This is a genomic window from Pseudoduganella sp. jia 12, assembly GCF_055502675.1.
The window spans coordinates 40599-56845 of the sequence record NZ_JBUXKP010000006.1 but is presented as its reverse complement, the minus strand read 5'-3'; the positions used below and the strand labels follow the sequence as shown (position 1 = coordinate 56845).

Annotated in this window: 14 protein-coding genes; 2 read left to right on the top strand and 12 right to left on the bottom strand. The window is 68.3% G+C overall.

The window, feature by feature from the left end:
* Window positions 1-3 precede the first annotated feature (3 nt).
* From ACY65G_RS14555 to ACY65G_RS14515, 9 genes are all read right to left on the bottom strand, one after another.
* Window positions 4-1500: a glycine betaine ABC transporter substrate-binding protein gene (locus ACY65G_RS14555; protein WP_464998040.1), complete on the bottom strand. Its 1497-nt coding sequence runs from the start codon at window positions 1498-1500 to the stop codon at window positions 4-6.
* 8 nt (window positions 1501-1508) lie between these two features.
* A complete protein-coding gene (hutI, locus tag ACY65G_RS14550; RefSeq protein ID WP_464998039.1) occupies window positions 1509-2744 on the bottom strand; it encodes an imidazolonepropionase in 1236 nt (411 codons plus the stop codon).
* A 7-nt stretch (window positions 2745-2751) separates the two neighbouring features.
* Entirely contained in the window at window positions 2752-3348 is a 597-nt protein-coding gene (locus tag ACY65G_RS14545) for a HutD/Ves family protein (protein WP_464998038.1), read from the bottom strand.
* Window positions 3345-4739 (bottom strand): formimidoylglutamate deiminase, encoded by a 1395-nt coding sequence (locus ACY65G_RS14540; RefSeq protein WP_464998037.1) that lies wholly within the window; start codon window positions 4737-4739, stop codon window positions 3345-3347. The genes ACY65G_RS14545 and ACY65G_RS14540 overlap by 4 nt, the downstream gene beginning before the upstream one ends.
* A complete protein-coding gene (hutG, locus tag ACY65G_RS14535) occupies window positions 4712-5524 on the bottom strand; it encodes an N-formylglutamate deformylase (RefSeq protein ID WP_464998036.1) in 813 nt (270 codons plus the stop codon). Before hutG ends, ACY65G_RS14540 begins: the two co-directional genes overlap by 28 nt.
* A 10-nt stretch (window positions 5525-5534) precedes the next feature.
* Window positions 5535-7091, bottom strand: coding sequence for a histidine ammonia-lyase (gene hutH / locus ACY65G_RS14530; protein WP_464998035.1), 1557 nt, complete (start codon window positions 7089-7091; stop codon window positions 5535-5537).
* Window positions 7092-7096: 5 nt separating this feature from the next.
* Complete coding sequence (hutU, locus tag ACY65G_RS14525) at window positions 7097-8785, bottom strand: urocanate hydratase (RefSeq protein ID WP_464998034.1); 1689 nt, start codon at window positions 8783-8785, stop codon at window positions 7097-7099.
* Between the two features lie 108 nt (window positions 8786-8893).
* On the bottom strand, window positions 8894-9862 hold the full coding sequence (locus tag ACY65G_RS14520) for an IS1595 family transposase (RefSeq protein ID WP_464998033.1): 969 nt from the start codon (window positions 9860-9862) through the stop codon (window positions 8894-8896).
* Between the two features lie 94 nt (window positions 9863-9956).
* A complete protein-coding gene (locus tag ACY65G_RS14515) occupies window positions 9957-10859 on the bottom strand; it encodes a LysR family transcriptional regulator (RefSeq protein ID WP_464997351.1) in 903 nt (300 codons plus the stop codon).
* A gap of 108 nt (window positions 10860-10967) precedes the next feature.
* Here ACY65G_RS14515 and ACY65G_RS14510 point away from each other — a divergent pair, with 108 nt between their 5' ends.
* Window positions 10968-11843, top strand: coding sequence for an aldo/keto reductase family oxidoreductase (locus ACY65G_RS14510; RefSeq protein ID WP_464997350.1), 876 nt, complete (start codon window positions 10968-10970; stop codon window positions 11841-11843).
* Here ACY65G_RS14510 and ACY65G_RS14505 read toward each other — a convergent pair.
* From ACY65G_RS14505 to ada, 3 genes are read right to left on the bottom strand one after another with little or no spacing between them, the layout of a single operon-like run.
* A complete protein-coding gene (locus ACY65G_RS14505; protein ID WP_464997349.1) occupies window positions 11833-13500 on the bottom strand; it encodes an amidohydrolase in 1668 nt (555 codons plus the stop codon). The two genes, ACY65G_RS14510 and ACY65G_RS14505, sit on opposite strands and share 11 nt — an antisense overlap.
* A gap of 46 nt (window positions 13501-13546) precedes the next feature.
* A complete protein-coding gene (locus tag ACY65G_RS14500; RefSeq protein WP_464997348.1) occupies window positions 13547-14233 on the bottom strand; it encodes a 2OG-Fe(II) oxygenase in 687 nt (228 codons plus the stop codon).
* On the bottom strand, window positions 14230-15345 hold the full coding sequence (ada, locus tag ACY65G_RS14495; RefSeq protein ID WP_464997347.1) for a bifunctional DNA-binding transcriptional regulator/O6-methylguanine-DNA methyltransferase Ada: 1116 nt from the start codon (window positions 15343-15345) through the stop codon (window positions 14230-14232). Before ada ends, ACY65G_RS14500 begins: the two co-directional genes overlap by 4 nt.
* A 122-nt stretch (window positions 15346-15467) precedes the next feature.
* On the opposite strand from ada, the gene hutC reads away from it, so the two are divergent.
* Window positions 15468-16226, top strand: coding sequence for a histidine utilization repressor (gene hutC / locus ACY65G_RS14490; protein ID WP_464997601.1), 759 nt, complete (start codon window positions 15468-15470; stop codon window positions 16224-16226).
* The last annotated feature ends 21 nt before the right edge of the window (window positions 16227-16247 follow it).

The following is a 16247-nucleotide window of genomic DNA, read 5'->3' as shown; positions in this document are numbered from 1 at the left end:
CACTTACTTCTTTCGCGCAACGACCAGCCGGCGTTCGAGCAGCTCGAACAGGCCTTGCGTCAGCAGCGCCAGCGCCGCGGCGGGCAAGGCGCCCGCCAGCAGCATCGTGTTGTCATTGAGCGCCAGCCCCGTGGTGATCCGCTCGCCATAACCGCCGGCGCCGATGAAGGCCGCGATGGTGGCGGTGCCCACGCTCATCACGGCCGCCGTCTTCACCCCCGCCAGGATCACCGGCAATGCCAGCGGCAGGTCGACGTGCCACAGGCGCTGGCGCGGTGTGAGCCCCAGCGCCAGCGCTGCCTGCCGCAAGCCCGGTGCGATGCCGAGGATGCCGGTACACGTGTTGCGCACGATGGGCAGCAGCGCATAGACGAACAGCGCCACCAGCGCCGGCACGATGCCGATCGTGCCCAGCAGCGGGATCAGCATCGCCAGCAGGGCCAGCGACGGCACCGTCTGCAGCACGCCCGTCAGCGCCAGCACGGGTTGCCGCAGCCGCGGGCGCAGCGCGGCCAGCACGCCGAGGGGCACGCCGGCGATGCAAGCCAGCAGCACGGACAGCGCGACAAGCATCACATGCTGCCCCGTGAGCCGGGCAAGGTCGGGTCCGAACAGCACGCCGGCCAGCGATCGCGGGGCGGCGGCCGCTTGCTCAGCATTGCCGCCGCCCTGCCGCGCCAGCCAGCGCCGTGCCACGTCCGCGAACGGCTGCCCTTCCAGTTCGGCTGCGGCGTTCATGCCGATCATGTCGCGCTCCGTGATCTTCCCTTCCAGCGCCCCGATGGCTTTCCATGCCTGCGGAAAGCGCTCCGGGGTGCCCAGGCGGTACAGCAGCACCGCGTCGTAGCGGGGGAAATAAGCGCGGTCGTCGCGCAGCACCGTCAAGCCGTAGCGCGCGATCTTGGCATCGGTCGAATAGATGTCGATGACATCGACCTGCCGCGCCGCCAGCGCTTCGTAGGCGATGCCGTGGTCGAGGCCGCGCGGCTGCTGCGGCAAGCCATAGCGGCGTACCAGGCCGGGCCAGCCATCCGCGCGGCCGATGAACTCGTGCGACAGCCCGAAACCCATCTCCGGGTGGCGCGCCAGTTCGGACACCGTGCCGATGCCCGCATCGCCCCGTACCGCCAGCGCATAAGTGTTGTTGAAACCCAGCGGCACGGCGATGCCGAACCCCATTTTTGCCAGTTCGCCGCGTATCTGTTCCAGGCTCGATGGCTGCGCATGTTTCAGGATCTCCTGGTCGATCGTGCCCACGTATTCCGGGTACAGGTCAATGCTGCCGTTCTGCAGCGCGGCCAGCACGATGGCCGTGTTGCCGAGGCCCTGCCGGTGTTCGACTTTTACATGCGGCGCGGCCGTCTGCGCCACCACCTCGGCCAGGATGTAGGATTCCGTAAAGCGCTTCGAGCCGATGCGCAGCGTGCCATCGTCGGCACGGGCGAACGAAGAGCACACCAGCAGCGCGGCTGCCAGCGCGGCAAGCAAAGTCGCCCTCACCCGCGCCCTCACCCGTCTATCTGCGGCATGCGCCACACCCCATTATTGACGACCGCCGCGCAGGGATTGAAGCCGATCGCATAGCACAGGTCCGCCGGCCGGGCGATGCGCCACAGCGCGAAGTCGGCGCGCTTGCCCACTTCGAGTGTGCCGATCTCGCCATGCAGCCCCAGCGCGCGGGCGGCGCAGGCGGTGGCGCCAAGCAGCGCTTCGCGCGACGTGAGCCGCCACAGCGTGCAAGCCATGTTCAGCGCAAGCAGCAGCGACGTCATCGGTGACGTGCCGGGATTGCAGTCAGTGGCGACTGCCATCGGCACACCGGCGGCGCGCAGGGCGGCAACCGGCGGCGGTGTGGTATCGCGCAGGAAGTAATAGGCCCCTGGCAGCAGCACGGCCACGGTGCCGGCGGCCGCCATGGCGGCGATGCCGGCATCGGCCAGGTGTTCCAGGTGGTCGGCGGACAGGCCGCGATAGCGCGCCACAAGCGCGGCGCCCCCCTGGTCCGACAATTGTTCGGCATGCAGCTTCACAGGCAATCCTGCCTGCTTTGCCGCGTCGAACACGCGCTCCGTCTGGGCCGCCGTGAAGCCGATGCGCTCGCAGAACGCGTCCACGGCATCGACGAGGCCCTCGCCGGCCAGTGCGGGAATCATCGCGCAGACCGCATGGACATAGTCGTCGGCCCGGCCCGCATAGTCGGGCGGCAAGGCATGCGCGCCCAGGAACGTGGTGGCCACGCGCACGGGCAGCGCCTGGCCCACGCGCCGCGCCACGCGCAGCATCTTCGCTTCGTTCTGCAGGTCGAGGCCATAGCCGGATTTGATTTCCAGCGTCGTCACGCCTTCGGCCAGCAGGCTGCGGATGCGTGGCAGGCTTTGCGCAAGGAGTTCACCCTCGTCCGCGGCGCGGGTGGCGCGCACGGTGGACATGATGCCGCCGCCCGCACGGGCGATGTCCTCGTACGTGGCGCCGTTCAGGCGGGCTTCGAATTCGTCGCTGCGGTTGCCGGCGTGAACGATGTGGGTGTGGCAGTCGACCAGCCCCGGCGTGAGCCAGCAGCCGTGCCCATCGCGCTCCTCGGCGGCGCTGCCATGCGCCGCCGCGTCGGCCTGCGGCCCAAGCCAGGCGATGCGGCCATCGCGCACGGCGATCGCGCCGTCCCGGATCGCGCCATATTCGTCGCCTTCACCACCGGCCAGCGTGGCCAGGTGCACGTTCGTGATCAGCAGGTCCCATCCACTCATCGATCGCTCATTCCTCATCCTCCTCGTCTTCCGGAATGATATCAACGATATAGACGGTGGCCTGGGGCGATTCCAGCACCCAGTTCTGTTCACGGTCGAGCACGACCGCATCGTAGCGCACCATCGACATGCGTTCGCGCTCGCTGTGCACGGTCAGCGTGTCGCCCTCGGCGAAGAACAGCACCGTCAGTGCGCTGCGCCGCTCCAGCGCCGCGTAGTCGCGGAACACGCGGCGCTCCACCTGGTGCGAGCAGCGGCCCCTTCGGGTCATCACATTGAAATCGACGGTGGGCGTGCCATCCACGGTCGCGGAAACGGGCACTTCGCCGGGAAAGGCCACCACCGGTTCACGCTCGGACAGCGCCACCTTGCGCTCGTTGCCCACATCGAGCACCACGTTGCCGCCATCGACCAGCGACAGCGTGCGGTCGACACCGGGATAGATCGAGAACGGACCGCTCTGGGCGATCGTGGCCAGACTGATGCGGAAGTCGAAATCGTCCAGCGTGGCACCGGGCGGCGATGCGAGGATCTCGGTGGTGCACCCGCCGCCGTTCTTCCAGGGGGTGGGATGCAGGCTTGCATACTGTATCAGCGTCGTCATGATGGCAGCTCGCGCAGGTTGGCCAACGTTTCCTTGAAGCGCGCGGCGATCGCCGCCTGCGCCACGTGCTCCCGGCCGCGGACGACCCACTGCCCGCCGGCCAGCACATCCTTCACCAGGTTGTCGTTGCCGCTGAAGATGAAGCCGTTCAGCAGCTCGGGGGGCGCGGACACGTTCGGGTGCGCCTCGTCCAGTACCAGCAGGTCGGCTGCATAGGCCGGCGCCAGCGCGCCGACCTGCCTTCCCGCCGCCTGCGCGCCCCCTGCGAGGGCGGCGCGCCACAGATGGTCGCCGACACGGCGCTCATTCGTTGCCACGGCCACGTTGCGCCGCTGCCCCGCCAGCCGCTGGCCATATTCGAGCCAGCGCAGTTCTTCCACCGGGCTGGTGGACACATGGCTGTCGCTGCCGATGCCGAACCGGCCGCCCCGCGCCAGGAACGGGGCCAGCGGGAACAGCCCGTCGCCCAGGTTCGCTTCCGTGGTGGGGCACAGCCCGGCAACGGCGCCGCTGGCGGCAATGGCGGCCACTTCATCATCGTCCACGTGCGTGGCGTGGACAAGGCACCATTGCTCATCGACCGGCAGATTATCGTACAGGAACTGCACGGGGCGGCGCCCGCTTTGATCGATGCATTGCCGCACTTCGGCCTCCTGCTCGGCGATATGGATGTGCACGGGCCGGCCCCGGGGCAAGGCCCGCAATACTTCGCGGATCTGCGCCACCGATGCCGCCCGCAGCGAATGGGGTGCCACACCCACTTCGACCATCGTGCCGCGCAACGGTTCCAATGATTCGACGATGGCGAGCACGTCGGCCGGCCCCGTGCGGAAGCGCCGCTGCTCGTCGCGCAGCGGCGCATCGCCGAATCCGGCGTAACTGTAGAGCACGGGCAGCATCGTGATGCCGATGCCCGCGTGGCGCGCGCCGGCGATCACGCGGCGGGCGGCCTCGGCCACGTCCGGATACCAGGCGCCGTCGGGCGCCCGGTGCACATAATGGAATTCGCAGACCGACGTGTAGCCATGGCGCAGGCATTCGGCGAACAGCTGGGCGGCGATGGCTTCCATCTGCTCCGGGGCGATGCCCAGGGCGAAGCGGTACATCAGGTCGCGCCACGTCCAGAAGCTGTCCGCGCCGCAGCCCACCTCGCCGGCGATTTCCGTCAGGCCGGACAGCGCCCGCTGGAAACTGTGCGAATGCAGGTTGACCATGCCGGGCAATACATAATCCGCCACCTCGATGCCGGGCTGCTCCGCTGCATCCGGCGTCACGGCGGTGAAACGGCCATCGCTCCCCCACGCCAGCAGCACGTCGCGCCGCCACCCTTCCGGCAACAGCGCGTGGCGTGCGAACAGGGCATTCACGCCGTGCCCTCCTCTTTCGCCCATTGGGCGGCGGCTTCCAGCATGTGCCGCAGCAGCGGCTGCACCTGCCCGGCCAGGTCGGGGCGATAGGCGAACGGCGCCGGGTCATCCACGCGTTCATTCATATAGGTGCTCTGGCACATCTCGAGCTGCAAGGCATGCACGCCGGCTTCCGGCCGGCCATACGTGCGCGTGATGTGCCCGCCCTTGAAGCGGCCGTTGATCGCTATCGTGTAGCCGCCATCGGCCCGGGCGATGCCGGTGACGCGCTCGGTGAGCGCCGGGTCGCAGCTGGTGCCGCCGGCACTGCCGAAATTCAGGTCCGGCAGCTTGCCTTCGAAAAAGCGCGGCACAATGGAGGCGATCGAATGCGCTTCCCACAGCACGACCCTGCCGTGCAGGCGCGACAGCCGGTCCAGTTCGGCCTGCAACTGTTCGTGGTACGGCTGCCAGTACAGGGCCAGGCGGCGCCGCACTTCCCCTTCATCCGGTGCGCGCCCCGGCTGGTACAGCGGTTCGCGCGCAAAGGTATCGAGCGGGCACAGGCCGGTGGTGTCCTGCCCGGGATACAGGTTCGCATTGTCCGCCGGGCGGTTCAGGTCGATCACATAGCGCGACCAGTGCGCCGCCAGGGTGGAGGCGCCCAGCTCGCGGGCAAACGCGTACAGCTCGCGCAGGTGCCAGTCGGTATCGGCCATCAGCAGCGCCGCGGGCGTCATCGTGCCGGCGATGTCTTGCGGGATGCCGGTGCCCACGTGCGGCATCGAGACCAGCAGCGGGAGCGTGCCCGCCTCGAAATGGAAATCCAATCGAACCTCCTCAGGGATGCAGCGGCTTGAACAGCTGGCGGCACTCGGCGGACAGGTCGCCATCGAGCACCATCCGTTTCGCCGCCTCGATATCGGGTGCGAAGTAACGGTCGGCATCGAAGAACGGCACGCGCCGGCGCAACCGGGCGTGTACGTGCTCCAGGTGCGGGGACGTCTTCAGGGGCCGGTGGAAATCGATGCCCTGCGCCGCCGCGAGCAGTTCGATGCCGACGATCGCCGCGGTATTGTGCGCCATCTCGTCGAGCCGGCGCGCCGCGAAGGTGGCCATGCTCACATGGTCTTCCTGGTTGGCCGAAGTGGGCAGGCTGTCCACGCTGGCCGGGTGCGCCAGCGACTTGTTTTCGGAAGCCAGTGCCGCCGCTGTCACGTGGGCGATCATGAAGCCGGAATTGACGCCCGGTTCGCGCACGAGGAACGGCGGCAGGCCGGACAGCGTGGCGTCGATCAGCAGCGCGATGCGCCGTTCGGCGATGCTGCCGATTTCCGCGATGGCCAGCGCCAGCGTGTCCGCCGCGAAGGCCACCGGCTCGGCATGGAAGTTTCCGCCCGAGACGATGGTCACCTCGTCGCCCGCATCGCCGCTTCCCCTGAACAGCAGCGGGTTGTCGGTGACGGCATTCGCCTCGATCAGCAGCGTGCGGGTGGCGTTCGCGATCAGGTCCATGCAGGCGCCCATCACCTGCGGCTGGCAGCGCAGGCAGTAGGGATCCTGCACGCGTTCGTCGCCCAGCAGGTGCGAGGCACGGATCGCACTGCCCGTCACCAGCTGGCGGTAGATGGCCGCGGCGGCGATCTGCCCCGGCTGGCCGCGCACCTCGTGCACGCGGGCGTCGAACGGCGCATCGCTGCCCTTGGCGGCATCCAGGGAAAGCGACCCGGTCACCATGCCCGCTTCCAGCAGCCGCTCGGCCATGAACAGGCCGTGCAGCGCCAGTGCCGTCGAGGCCTGGGTGCCGTTGATCAGCGCCAGCCCTTCCTTCGGCGCCAGCACCACGGGCGCGATACCGGCCGCGGCCAGCGCATCGAGTGCTTCCATCAGCTCGCCCTTCACGCGCACCTGGCCCACGCCCAGCAGCGCCAGCGTCATGTGCGCCAGCGGTGCCAGGTCGCCCGAGGCGCCGACCGAGCCCTTGACCGGGATGGCCGGCACGATGCCGGCGTTGTACAGGGCGATCAATGTATCGATGACGACGGCGCGGATGCCGGAAAAGCCGCGCGCCAGGCTGCCGATTTTCGTCAGCATCAGCAGGCGGACCACGTGATCCGCCATCAGCGCGCCGGTACCGACGGAGTGCGACAGGATCAGGTTGCGCTGGAGCTGCTCCAGCCGGTCGTCCGGAATGCGGGTTTTCGCCAGCAGGCCGAAGCCCGTGTTGATGCCATAGGCTGCGTCGCCCTTTTGCACGATGGCCTGCACGGCCCGGGCGGAAGCATCGATGTCCGCATACGCTTCGGACGCCAGGGCGATGGGGCTGTGCGCCGCCCAGGCGGCACGCAGGTCGGACAAGGACAGTTTTCCGGGATGGAGGGTCAGGGTCATCTGCATTTCCTTTACTTCACCATCGGCAGGTTCAGGCCATTGCGCCGCGCGCAGTCGATGGCGGTTTCATAGCCGGCATCGGCATGGCGCATCACGCCCGAGCCGCTGTCGTTGACGAGCACGCGGGCCAGCCGCCGCGCCGCCGCTTCGGTGCCGTCGGCCACGATGACGACGCCGGCATGCTGCGAGTATCCCATGCCCACGCCGCCGCCATGGTGCAGCGACACCCACGTGGCGCCACCGGCCGTGTTCAGCAGCGCGTTGAGCAGCGGCCAGTCGGACACGGCATCGCTGCCATCCTTCATGCTTTCCGTTTCGCGGTTCGGGCTGGCGACGGAACCCGTGTCGAGGTGGTCGCGGCCGATCACGATGGGTGCCTTCAGTTCGCCTTTTTTCACCATCTCGTTGAAGGCCAGGCCGGCGACATGGCGCTCGCCCAGGCCCAGCCAGCAGATCCGCGCCGGCAAGCCCTGGAACGCGATGCGTTCGCGCGCCATGTCCAGCCAGCGGTGCACATTGGCGTGGTGCGGGAACAGCTCCTTGATCTTTGCATCGGTTTTATAAATGTCTTCGGGATCGCCGGACAGCGCCACCCAGCGGAACGGCCCGCGGCCTTCGCAGAACTGCGGCCGGATATAGGCGGGCACGAAGCCGGGGAAGTCGAACGCGTTCCGCACGCCTTCGTCGAACGCCACCTGGCGGATATTGTTGCCGTAGTCGACCACTTGCGCGCCCAGCGCCTGGAAGTCCAGCATCGCCGCCACATGCACGGCGCACGATGCGGCGGCGGCGGCTTTCAGTTCGGCGTGCCGCGCCGGTTCGGCGCGCGCCGCCTGCCAGTCGGCCACGCTCCAGCCCTGCGGCAGGTAGCCGTTGATCAGGTCATGCGCGGAGGTCTGGTCGGTGACGAGGTCGGGCACCATGCCGCCTTCGCGGGCGCGCCGTGCCAGTTCGGGCAGCACGTCGGCGGCGTTGCCGAGCAGGCCGATCGAGATCGCCTCGCCCTTCTCCTTGTGCTGCCGCACCAGGGCCAGCGCTTCGTCGATGGAGGCGGCCTGCCTGTCCAGGTAGCGGGTGCGCAGACGGAAATCGATGCTGGCCTGCTGACACTCGACGGTGAGCGACACGGCGCCGGCCATCGTGGCGGCCAGCGGCTGCGCACCGCCCATGCCGCCCAGGCCGGCGGTCAGGACCCACCGGCCCTTCAGGTCGCCGCCGAAGTGCTGGCGGCCCGCCTCGGCGAACGTTTCGTATGTGCCCTGCACGATGCCCTGCGTGCCGATATAGATCCAGCTGCCGGCCGTCATCTGGCCATACATGAACAGGCCCTGGCGATCGAGTTCGTTGAAGTGCTCCCAGTTCGCCCATTTCGGCACGAGGTTCGAATTGGCGATCAGCACGCGCGGCGCGTCGGCATGGGTGCGGAACACACCGACGGGCTTGCCGGACTGGACCAGCAGCGTTTCTTCCTCGCCCAGGTCTTTCAGGGCAGCCAGGATCGCATCGAAGCATTCCCAGTTGCGTGCCGCACGGCCGATGCCGCCATAGACAACGAGCGCCTGCGGGTTCTCGGCCACTTCCTTGTCGAGGTTATTCTGGATCATGCGGTAGGCCGCCTCGGCGCCCCAGGTCTTGCAGGTCATGCCAGGGCCGCGCGGGGCGCGGATGTCGCGGGTGGGATCGAAGCGCGGGTCGCTCATGGCGTCTCCTCGGGAGGTGGCTGATCCTCACAGCATAGGTTGTCTATACAACCTGGTCAAATTGTTTTTGGCGCTGTCAGCCGAACCTGTGGAAGTTTCGCCAAGCCATCAGTTAATGCTGCCGCACAGTGCTGCAATCAAGCAATCTGCCGGCGTTTTCCAGCGCTGCCCATCGAGGCCATGACGCCAGCCCAGGTAGTTCGATAGATACCTGCTCGCCACCCCGTTGAAACGCGCCAGCCAGCCATGGAAGCGGCTGTGGTACCCGTTCACATGCTGCAGGTGGATCGCGCCGCGCGTGCGCACCCCTGCGTTCAAGTTGACAGCTTCGTGCAGGATGCCGGTACGGCGTGCAAATGTCCGGTAGGCAGCGGCGCTGTCCGATACCAGCAGCACGTCCGCGGCCAGTACCGGCGGCAGGTGATGCGCCAGCTGGCGCGCCGTGACCGGACCACGGCCGCAAACGAAATCCCTCGTCTTGCCATCACGGTCGCGGGCCACGAGGATGCAATCGAGTTCCCTCGAAATGCCGCGCCGGCTGGCCTTGCCGCCACGCCTGCGCGCCGGCCTGTCCAGGTGCCTGCTGCCTTTTTGCGATTCCAGCAGATAAGTCTCGTCCGCCTCGACGATCCCTTGCAACTGCGACGGGCGATCGTGCTTGGCTCCGGCCATGAAGCGATGGCGCCAGCGAAAGCTGGTGTTGCGATGGATGCCGGTTTTTTCGGCGGCGGCGCGCACCGTCCGCGAATCGAGCACTGTCTCCAGGAACGGCAGCCATTTGTGACGCAGGCGCAGGAAAGCGAGCGGTGTGCCGGTCAAGGCATTGAAGGTTCGGCCGCAAGCCAGGCAGCGATAGCGTTGCAGGCCATAAGAGAAGCCGTGACGATGGATACGTGTCGCCGCGCAATGTGGGCATGTATGGCAGGGTCGCCCGAATCGTTCGATCAGCTCGAGGCAGGTCGTCAGCGACGAGGCCGACCCGAGCAAAGCGCGCAACGCCGCCAGTTGCGCGCTTGAACATTGAGCGACTTGCCCGCGCAGCCGCTCCAGCAAGTTATCGAACAGTCCGTCATGCATCGCCGCCTCCGTCGTCAGTACTGTTGAGACAGCGGTCTTGGCGAATGGTTCAGTTCAGCCCACAGGCTCGGGTGACAGCGCCTTGTTTTTATGGCTACTCCCGGGCATCCCGGATGAAATCGATGAACGCCCGCAGCGGCGCGGGCACGAGGCGCCGGCCGGGGTAATACAGGAAAGGCCCGGAAAAGCTCGGCCACCACGGTTCCAGCACCGGCACCAGTTCGCCGCGCGCGAAATAGGGCTTCAGCCAGTCCTCGAACAGGTAGACGATGCCGGCGCCGGCCACGGCCGATGCGACGGCAAGGTCGGCGCCCGCACCCAGGCGCACGCGCAGCGGCCCCTGCGGGTCGACACGCACCGTTTCGCCGTCGCGGGCGAACTCCCATTGCACGGTGGCGCCGGCGGCGAAATACCCGGCCAGGCAGGCATGCCGGAGCAGTTCGCCGGGGTGGCCGGGGTGGCCATGGCGCTCGAGATAGGCCGGCGACGCGGCGGCGGCGAAGCGCTGCAGGCGCGGGCCGATGGGCACCGCGATCATGTCCTGCTCCAGCCGCTCCTCGTAGCGGATACCGGCATCGAAGCCGGCGGCCAGCATGTCGACGAAGCTGTCCTCGACGGCGACATCGACCACGATGTCCGGATAGGCGGCCAGGAAGCGCGGCACGATGGCCGGCAGCACCAGGCGCGCCGCAGCCTGCGGCACGTTCAGGCGCAGCGTGCCCGTGGGCCGGTCGCGGAACGCGTTGACCACGTCGAGCGCGGACTGCACTTCGTTCAGCGCCGGGGCCAGCCGGTCGAGCAGGCCGCGGCCCGCCTCGGTGGGCACCACGCTGCGGGTGCTGCGGTTCAGGAGGCGCACGCCGAGCCGCGCCTCCAGTCGCCGCACTGCCTCGCTCAGCCCGGACGCACTGACACCTGCCACCCGTGCCGCATCGCGGAACCCGCCCGCTCGTGCCACCGTGACGAAGGCGTTCAAATCGCCGAGATCGACCTTCATTGCCCCCTCCATTGTTCGTTTTTTCGCACAACCCATGCACACTTTACCGGATTGTCGTGCACTGAATGCGCTCGTATCCTTGCTTCATCACTCACCAAGGAGAACGGCATGTCGAACTTCACGCACACCACGCAAACCTGGCAACTGGGCGACCGCGCGGTCAAGCGACTCGGCTACGGCGCCATGCAACTGGCCGGCCCCGGCGTGTTCGGCCCGCCGAAGGATCCCGAAGCGGCACGCGCCGTGCTGCGTGCCGCGGTGGCGGGCGGCGTCGATCATATCGACACGTCGGATTTCTACGGGCCGCATGTCACCAACCAGCTCATTCGCGAGGCCCTGCATCCCTACCAGGACAACCTCACCATCGTGACGAAGATCTGCGCGCGCCGCGACGGCCAGGGCAACTGGCTGCCGGCATTTTCACGGGAAGAGCTGACGGCGGCGGTCCACGACAACCTGCGCAACCTGGGCCTGGCATCGCTGGACGTGGTCAACCTGCGCGCCATGTTCAGCGTCCATGGTCCGGCCGAAGGATCGCTGGAAGAACCGCTGGCCGTGCTGGCCAGCCTGCGCGAGCAGGGCCTGGTGCGCCATATCGGCCTGAGCAACGTGACCGCTGCCCAGGTACGCGAGGCGCGGCGCATGGTGCCGATCGCCTGTGTGCAGAACCACTACAACCTGGTGCACCGCGGCGACGACGCGCTGATCGACGGGCTGGCCGCCGACGGCATCGCCTACGTGCCCTTCTTCCCGCTCGGCGGTTTTTCCCCGCTGCAGTCGGACACGCTGTCGCGGGTGGCCGCGCGCCTCGATGCGACCCCGATGGCGGTGGCGATCGCGTGGCTGTTGCAGCGTTCGCCGAACATCCTCGTGATTCCCGGCACGTCGTCCGTGGTCCATTTGCGGCAGAACCTCGCCGCCGCATCGCTGTCGCTGCCGGCGGACGCGGTGGCGGAACTGGACGGCATCGCCGCTATCGCTTGAACACCTGCCTGCCGCCCACCCACGTTTCCAGCACGCCGATCCGGCCGATCTCGGCCGGCGGTACCGTGAACAGGTCGCGGTCGGTGACGATGAAGTCGGCCCACTTGCCCGGCTCCAGCGAACCGAGCACGTTTTCCTGCCGTGCCGCGTACGCCGCATCCAGCGTGAAGCAGCGCAGCGCCTCCTTCACCGTCATGGCCTGATCCCGGTGCCAGCCTTGCGGGGGCTGGTCCCGCATGTCCTGCCGCGTGACGGCGGCATGCATGCCCTCGAAGGGATTGGGCGACTCGATCGGGAAATCGGACCCGCAGGCGATGCGCGAACCCTGCTTCAGGAACGTGCGCCACGCATAGGCACCGCGGATGCGCTCCTTGCCCACGCGCTGCTCGGCCATATTGTGGTCGGACGTGGCATGCGTGGGCTGCATCGACGGAATGATGCCCAGTTCGGCGAAGCGCGGGATGTCGGCCGGGGCCACCACCTGCGCATGCTCGATCCGGTGGCGCAGGCCGGCAGCCGGATACTGCTTCAGCAGCGTCGCGTAGCCATCCAGGATCTGGCGGTTGCCGGCGTCGCCGATCGCGTGCACGTTGACCTGGTACCCGGCCTTCATCGCCTTCGCCATCCTGGCGCGCATCGCCGCGTCGTCGTAGAACAGCAGGCCGTGCGTGTGCGGCGCGTCGCTGTAGGGCTTGATCAGCGCGGCGCCACGGCTGCCCAGCGCGCCGTCGGCGAACAGCTTCACGGACGACAGCGCGTAGACATCGTTGGCGTAGCTCTTGAGCGGGCCGTTCGCCGCCAGCCGGTCGAAGTCTTCCGCCGTATCGCCGATCATCGCGTACACGCGGGTGGTCAGCTTGCCGGCATCGGCATAGGCGCGGTACAGCTTGTCCGCGCCGATACCGATGCCGGCATCGTGCACGCTCGTCAGTCCCACGCCTTTCAGCATCGCCAGCGCGCCATCGAGGGCGGCGCGCGACTCGGTCTCGGTGGGCCGCGGCACCACCTTGTTGACGAGGTCCATCGCCGCATCGACGAGAATGCCGGTCGCATCGCCGTCCGCATCGCGCTCGATCCTGCCGCCTGCGGGGTCTTTGGTTTCCTTCGTGATGCCGGCCAGCGCCAGCGCGCGGCTGTTGACCCACACGGCGTGGCCATCGACGCGGCGCATCAGCGCGGGGCGGTCCGCCACCGCCATGTCGAGCTCACGCGCGGTCGGGAAGCGGCCCAGCTTCCACGTTTCCTGGTTCCAGCCATTGCCGATCACCCAGCCGCGCTGCGGATTGGCACGGGCGAAGCCGGCGATCGTCTTCACGGCGCCCTCGAGGCTTCGGGAACTGTACAGTTCCGCGCCCGTGGCGATCTCGCCCAGGCCGAACACGTGGCCGTGCGCGTCGATCAGGCCGGGCAGCACCGTCCTGCCCTGCACGTCGACGTGGGTGAAGCCCGGCGCCTTCGCCGCCACGTCGCGCGCCGTGCCGACGGCAACGATGCGGCCGTTCGCATCGAAGGCGAGCGACTGGAAGCGCACCAGCCGGTCGCCGGCAGCCAGCGTATAGCCGTTTGCGTTGTCGATCACGGTGCCGGGGGCGGCGTGGGCTTGGGCGGCCAGGACAACAGCGGTGGAGACAAGTGCGACGAGGGGCAGCAGGCGCATGGGGATCCTTTCGGGTACGAAAGGCATCGAGTGTAGCGAAAAAGCGCTACGTCGCGTCGTGAAAAATAATGCCCAGCGTATGCCGCTGCCCGCCGCGCAGCCGCGACACCCCATGCCGCATGTTGACGCGATAGACGCCCCGCGTGCCGCTCACGGGCCGGTGGTGCACGGGGAAGATCACGCAGTCGCCCTGTTCCAGCGGCACCACCTCGGCGCGCGACTGCATGCGCGGCCGCTGCTCCGTCAGCACGAATTCGCCGCCGCTGAAATCGGTGCCGGGCCGCGACAGCAGGAACACGGCCTGCAGCGGGAATACGTGAGCGCCATAGACATCCTGGTGCAGGCAGTTGTAGTCGCCCTCCCCGTAGCGCAGCAGCAGCGGCGTGGGGCGTTCCTGGCCGGCGGCATGGCAGCGGGCCAGGTAATCGGCATGCCGCGGCGGAAAGCGTTCGTCGATGCCGAGCGCCGCATGCCAGCGGTTCGCGATCCCGGCCAGCGGGCCGTACATCGCTTCCCGCAGCCGCTGCACGGGATCGGGCAACGGGTAACGGAAATACTGGTACTCGCCACGACCGAAGCCGTGCCGCGCCATCACGATGCGGCTGCGGAACAGGGTGGCGTCATCGTAGGCACCCGCCAGAAGCGCGCAGTCCAGTGGGGCCAGCAGGCCGGATACGCGGGCGCAGCCGAAGGCATTCAGTTCCTCCTCGACGCGCCGCCAGTCGGCGTTCATTGACCGCCCTCGCGCGCGGTCTCCCTTTGCAGCAGCGCTTCCTTGCGCTCGACACCCCAGCGGTAGCCGGAAACCGTGCCGTCGTTGCGCACCACGCGGTGGCAGGGAATCGCCACCGCGATCGCATTCGCGGCACAGGCACCGGCCACGGCACGCACGCTTTTCGGCGACCCGACCATCGCAGCCAGCTCCGTGTAGCTGACCCTGCGGCCGGCAGGGATGGTGCGCAGCGCCTGCCACACGCGCTGCTGGAATGCCGTGCCGCGCACGTCCAGCGGCAGGTCGAGCCCCGTTTCCGGCGCCTCGACCAGGCCGATCACCTGCGCCACCACGGTTTCGTAGTCACGCTCGGCGCCCACCAGTTCGGCGTTCGGGAAGCGGTCCTGCAGGTCGCGCGCCAGCGCGCCGGGATCGTCGCCCATCAGGATCGCGCAAATGCCGACATCGGTGCTGGCCACGAGGATTGCGCCCAGCGAACATTGGGCAATGGCGAAGCGGATCGTGGCGCCGCGGCCGCCGCGGCGGAATGCCGTGGGTGTCATGCCCAGCGAGGCGCGCGACGTGGCATAGAAACGGCCGCTCGAGTTGTAGCCGGCGGCGTAGATCGCTTCCGTCACCGACGGCTGTTGCGCAAGACCCGCGTGGACACGTTCCTTGCGCCGTGCTGCCGCATAGGCTTTCGGCGTGATGCCGGTCTGCGCCTTGAAGATGCGGTGCAGGTGGAAACGGCTGATGCCGCTCGCCGCGGCCAGCGTGGCCAGGTCGGGCTCCTCCTCCGCCTCGTCGATCAGCCGGCACACCTCGGCCACCAGCGCGGCGTGGCGTTCGGCCAGCGGCGGGCCGTCGGGCTTGCAGCGCAGGCAGGGTCGGAAGCCGGCCCGCTCCGCTTCGAGGACACTGGCATGGAAAGCGACGTTCGCCCGCAGCGCCGGCCGTGCGCCGCACGACGGCCGGCAATACACGCCGGTGGTGCGCACAGAATAGAAGAACCGGCCGTCGGCGGACGGGTCGCGCCGCTGCACGGCGGCCCAGCGCGCATCGTCGCCGTCGTACGCCGTTTCGCCGGCGCGCCGGCCGGCATCCTTGAAGGTGGGATCGAGAGTGTTGTCCATGGCCTGCTCCAGTGTGCATTGTATGCCGCCATCGTAGGCAATGCCCGTTGCGCCGGCACCCCGGCCCTTGCTTTTGAATTCCTTGCCTTGGGCTTCACTAAGGACCTAGAATGCCGCGACCCATGGCGCAGCAGAGGAGGCAGGGTTTGGAAGCACCGCACGATGCAGCAGGCACGCCCATTTTCCAGCGGATCAAGGATTTCCTGGTGGCGCAGATCGCCGCCGGACACTGGAAGGAAGGCGACGTGATCCCTTCCGAACAGGCTTTGGTGAAGCAGTTCGGCGTGTCGCGCATGACCGTCAACCGCGCCGTGCGCGAGCTGACGGCCGAAGCCGTGCTGACGCGCCGCCAGGGCTCGGGCACCTTCGTGGCACCGCAGAAGGTGCAGGCCACGCTGCTGGAAATCCGCAGCATCGCCGACGAGATCCGCGCACGCGGCCATACGCACCGCAGCACGCTGCAGCGGCTCGACCAGGCGAGCGCCCATGAATTGCTGGCCAAGGGGTTCGAGGTGACCGCCGGGCATATCCTGTTTCATTCGATCATCGTTCATTTCGAGAACGGCGTGCCGATCCAGGTGGAGGACCGCTGGGTCAACCCGGAGGTGGCGCCCGATTACCTGGCGCAGGATTTCACGCGCGTGACACCCAGCGAATACCTGCTGGCAGCGGCGCCCCTGCAGGCCGCCACCTACAGCCTGGAAGCGCTGGCCGCGCCCTGCGACATTGCCGACATGCTGGCCATGGATGCGCGCCAGCCCTGCCTCGTGCTGCGCCGGCGCACGCGCTCGGCGGGCAAGGTGGCGTCGCTCGTCACGATGTGGCACCCCGGCCACCGCTACCAGTTCGCCGGCAGCGTGGCGACCGGTGCGCACGCCTGAGTGCGCCGCTGGGGTGCGCCG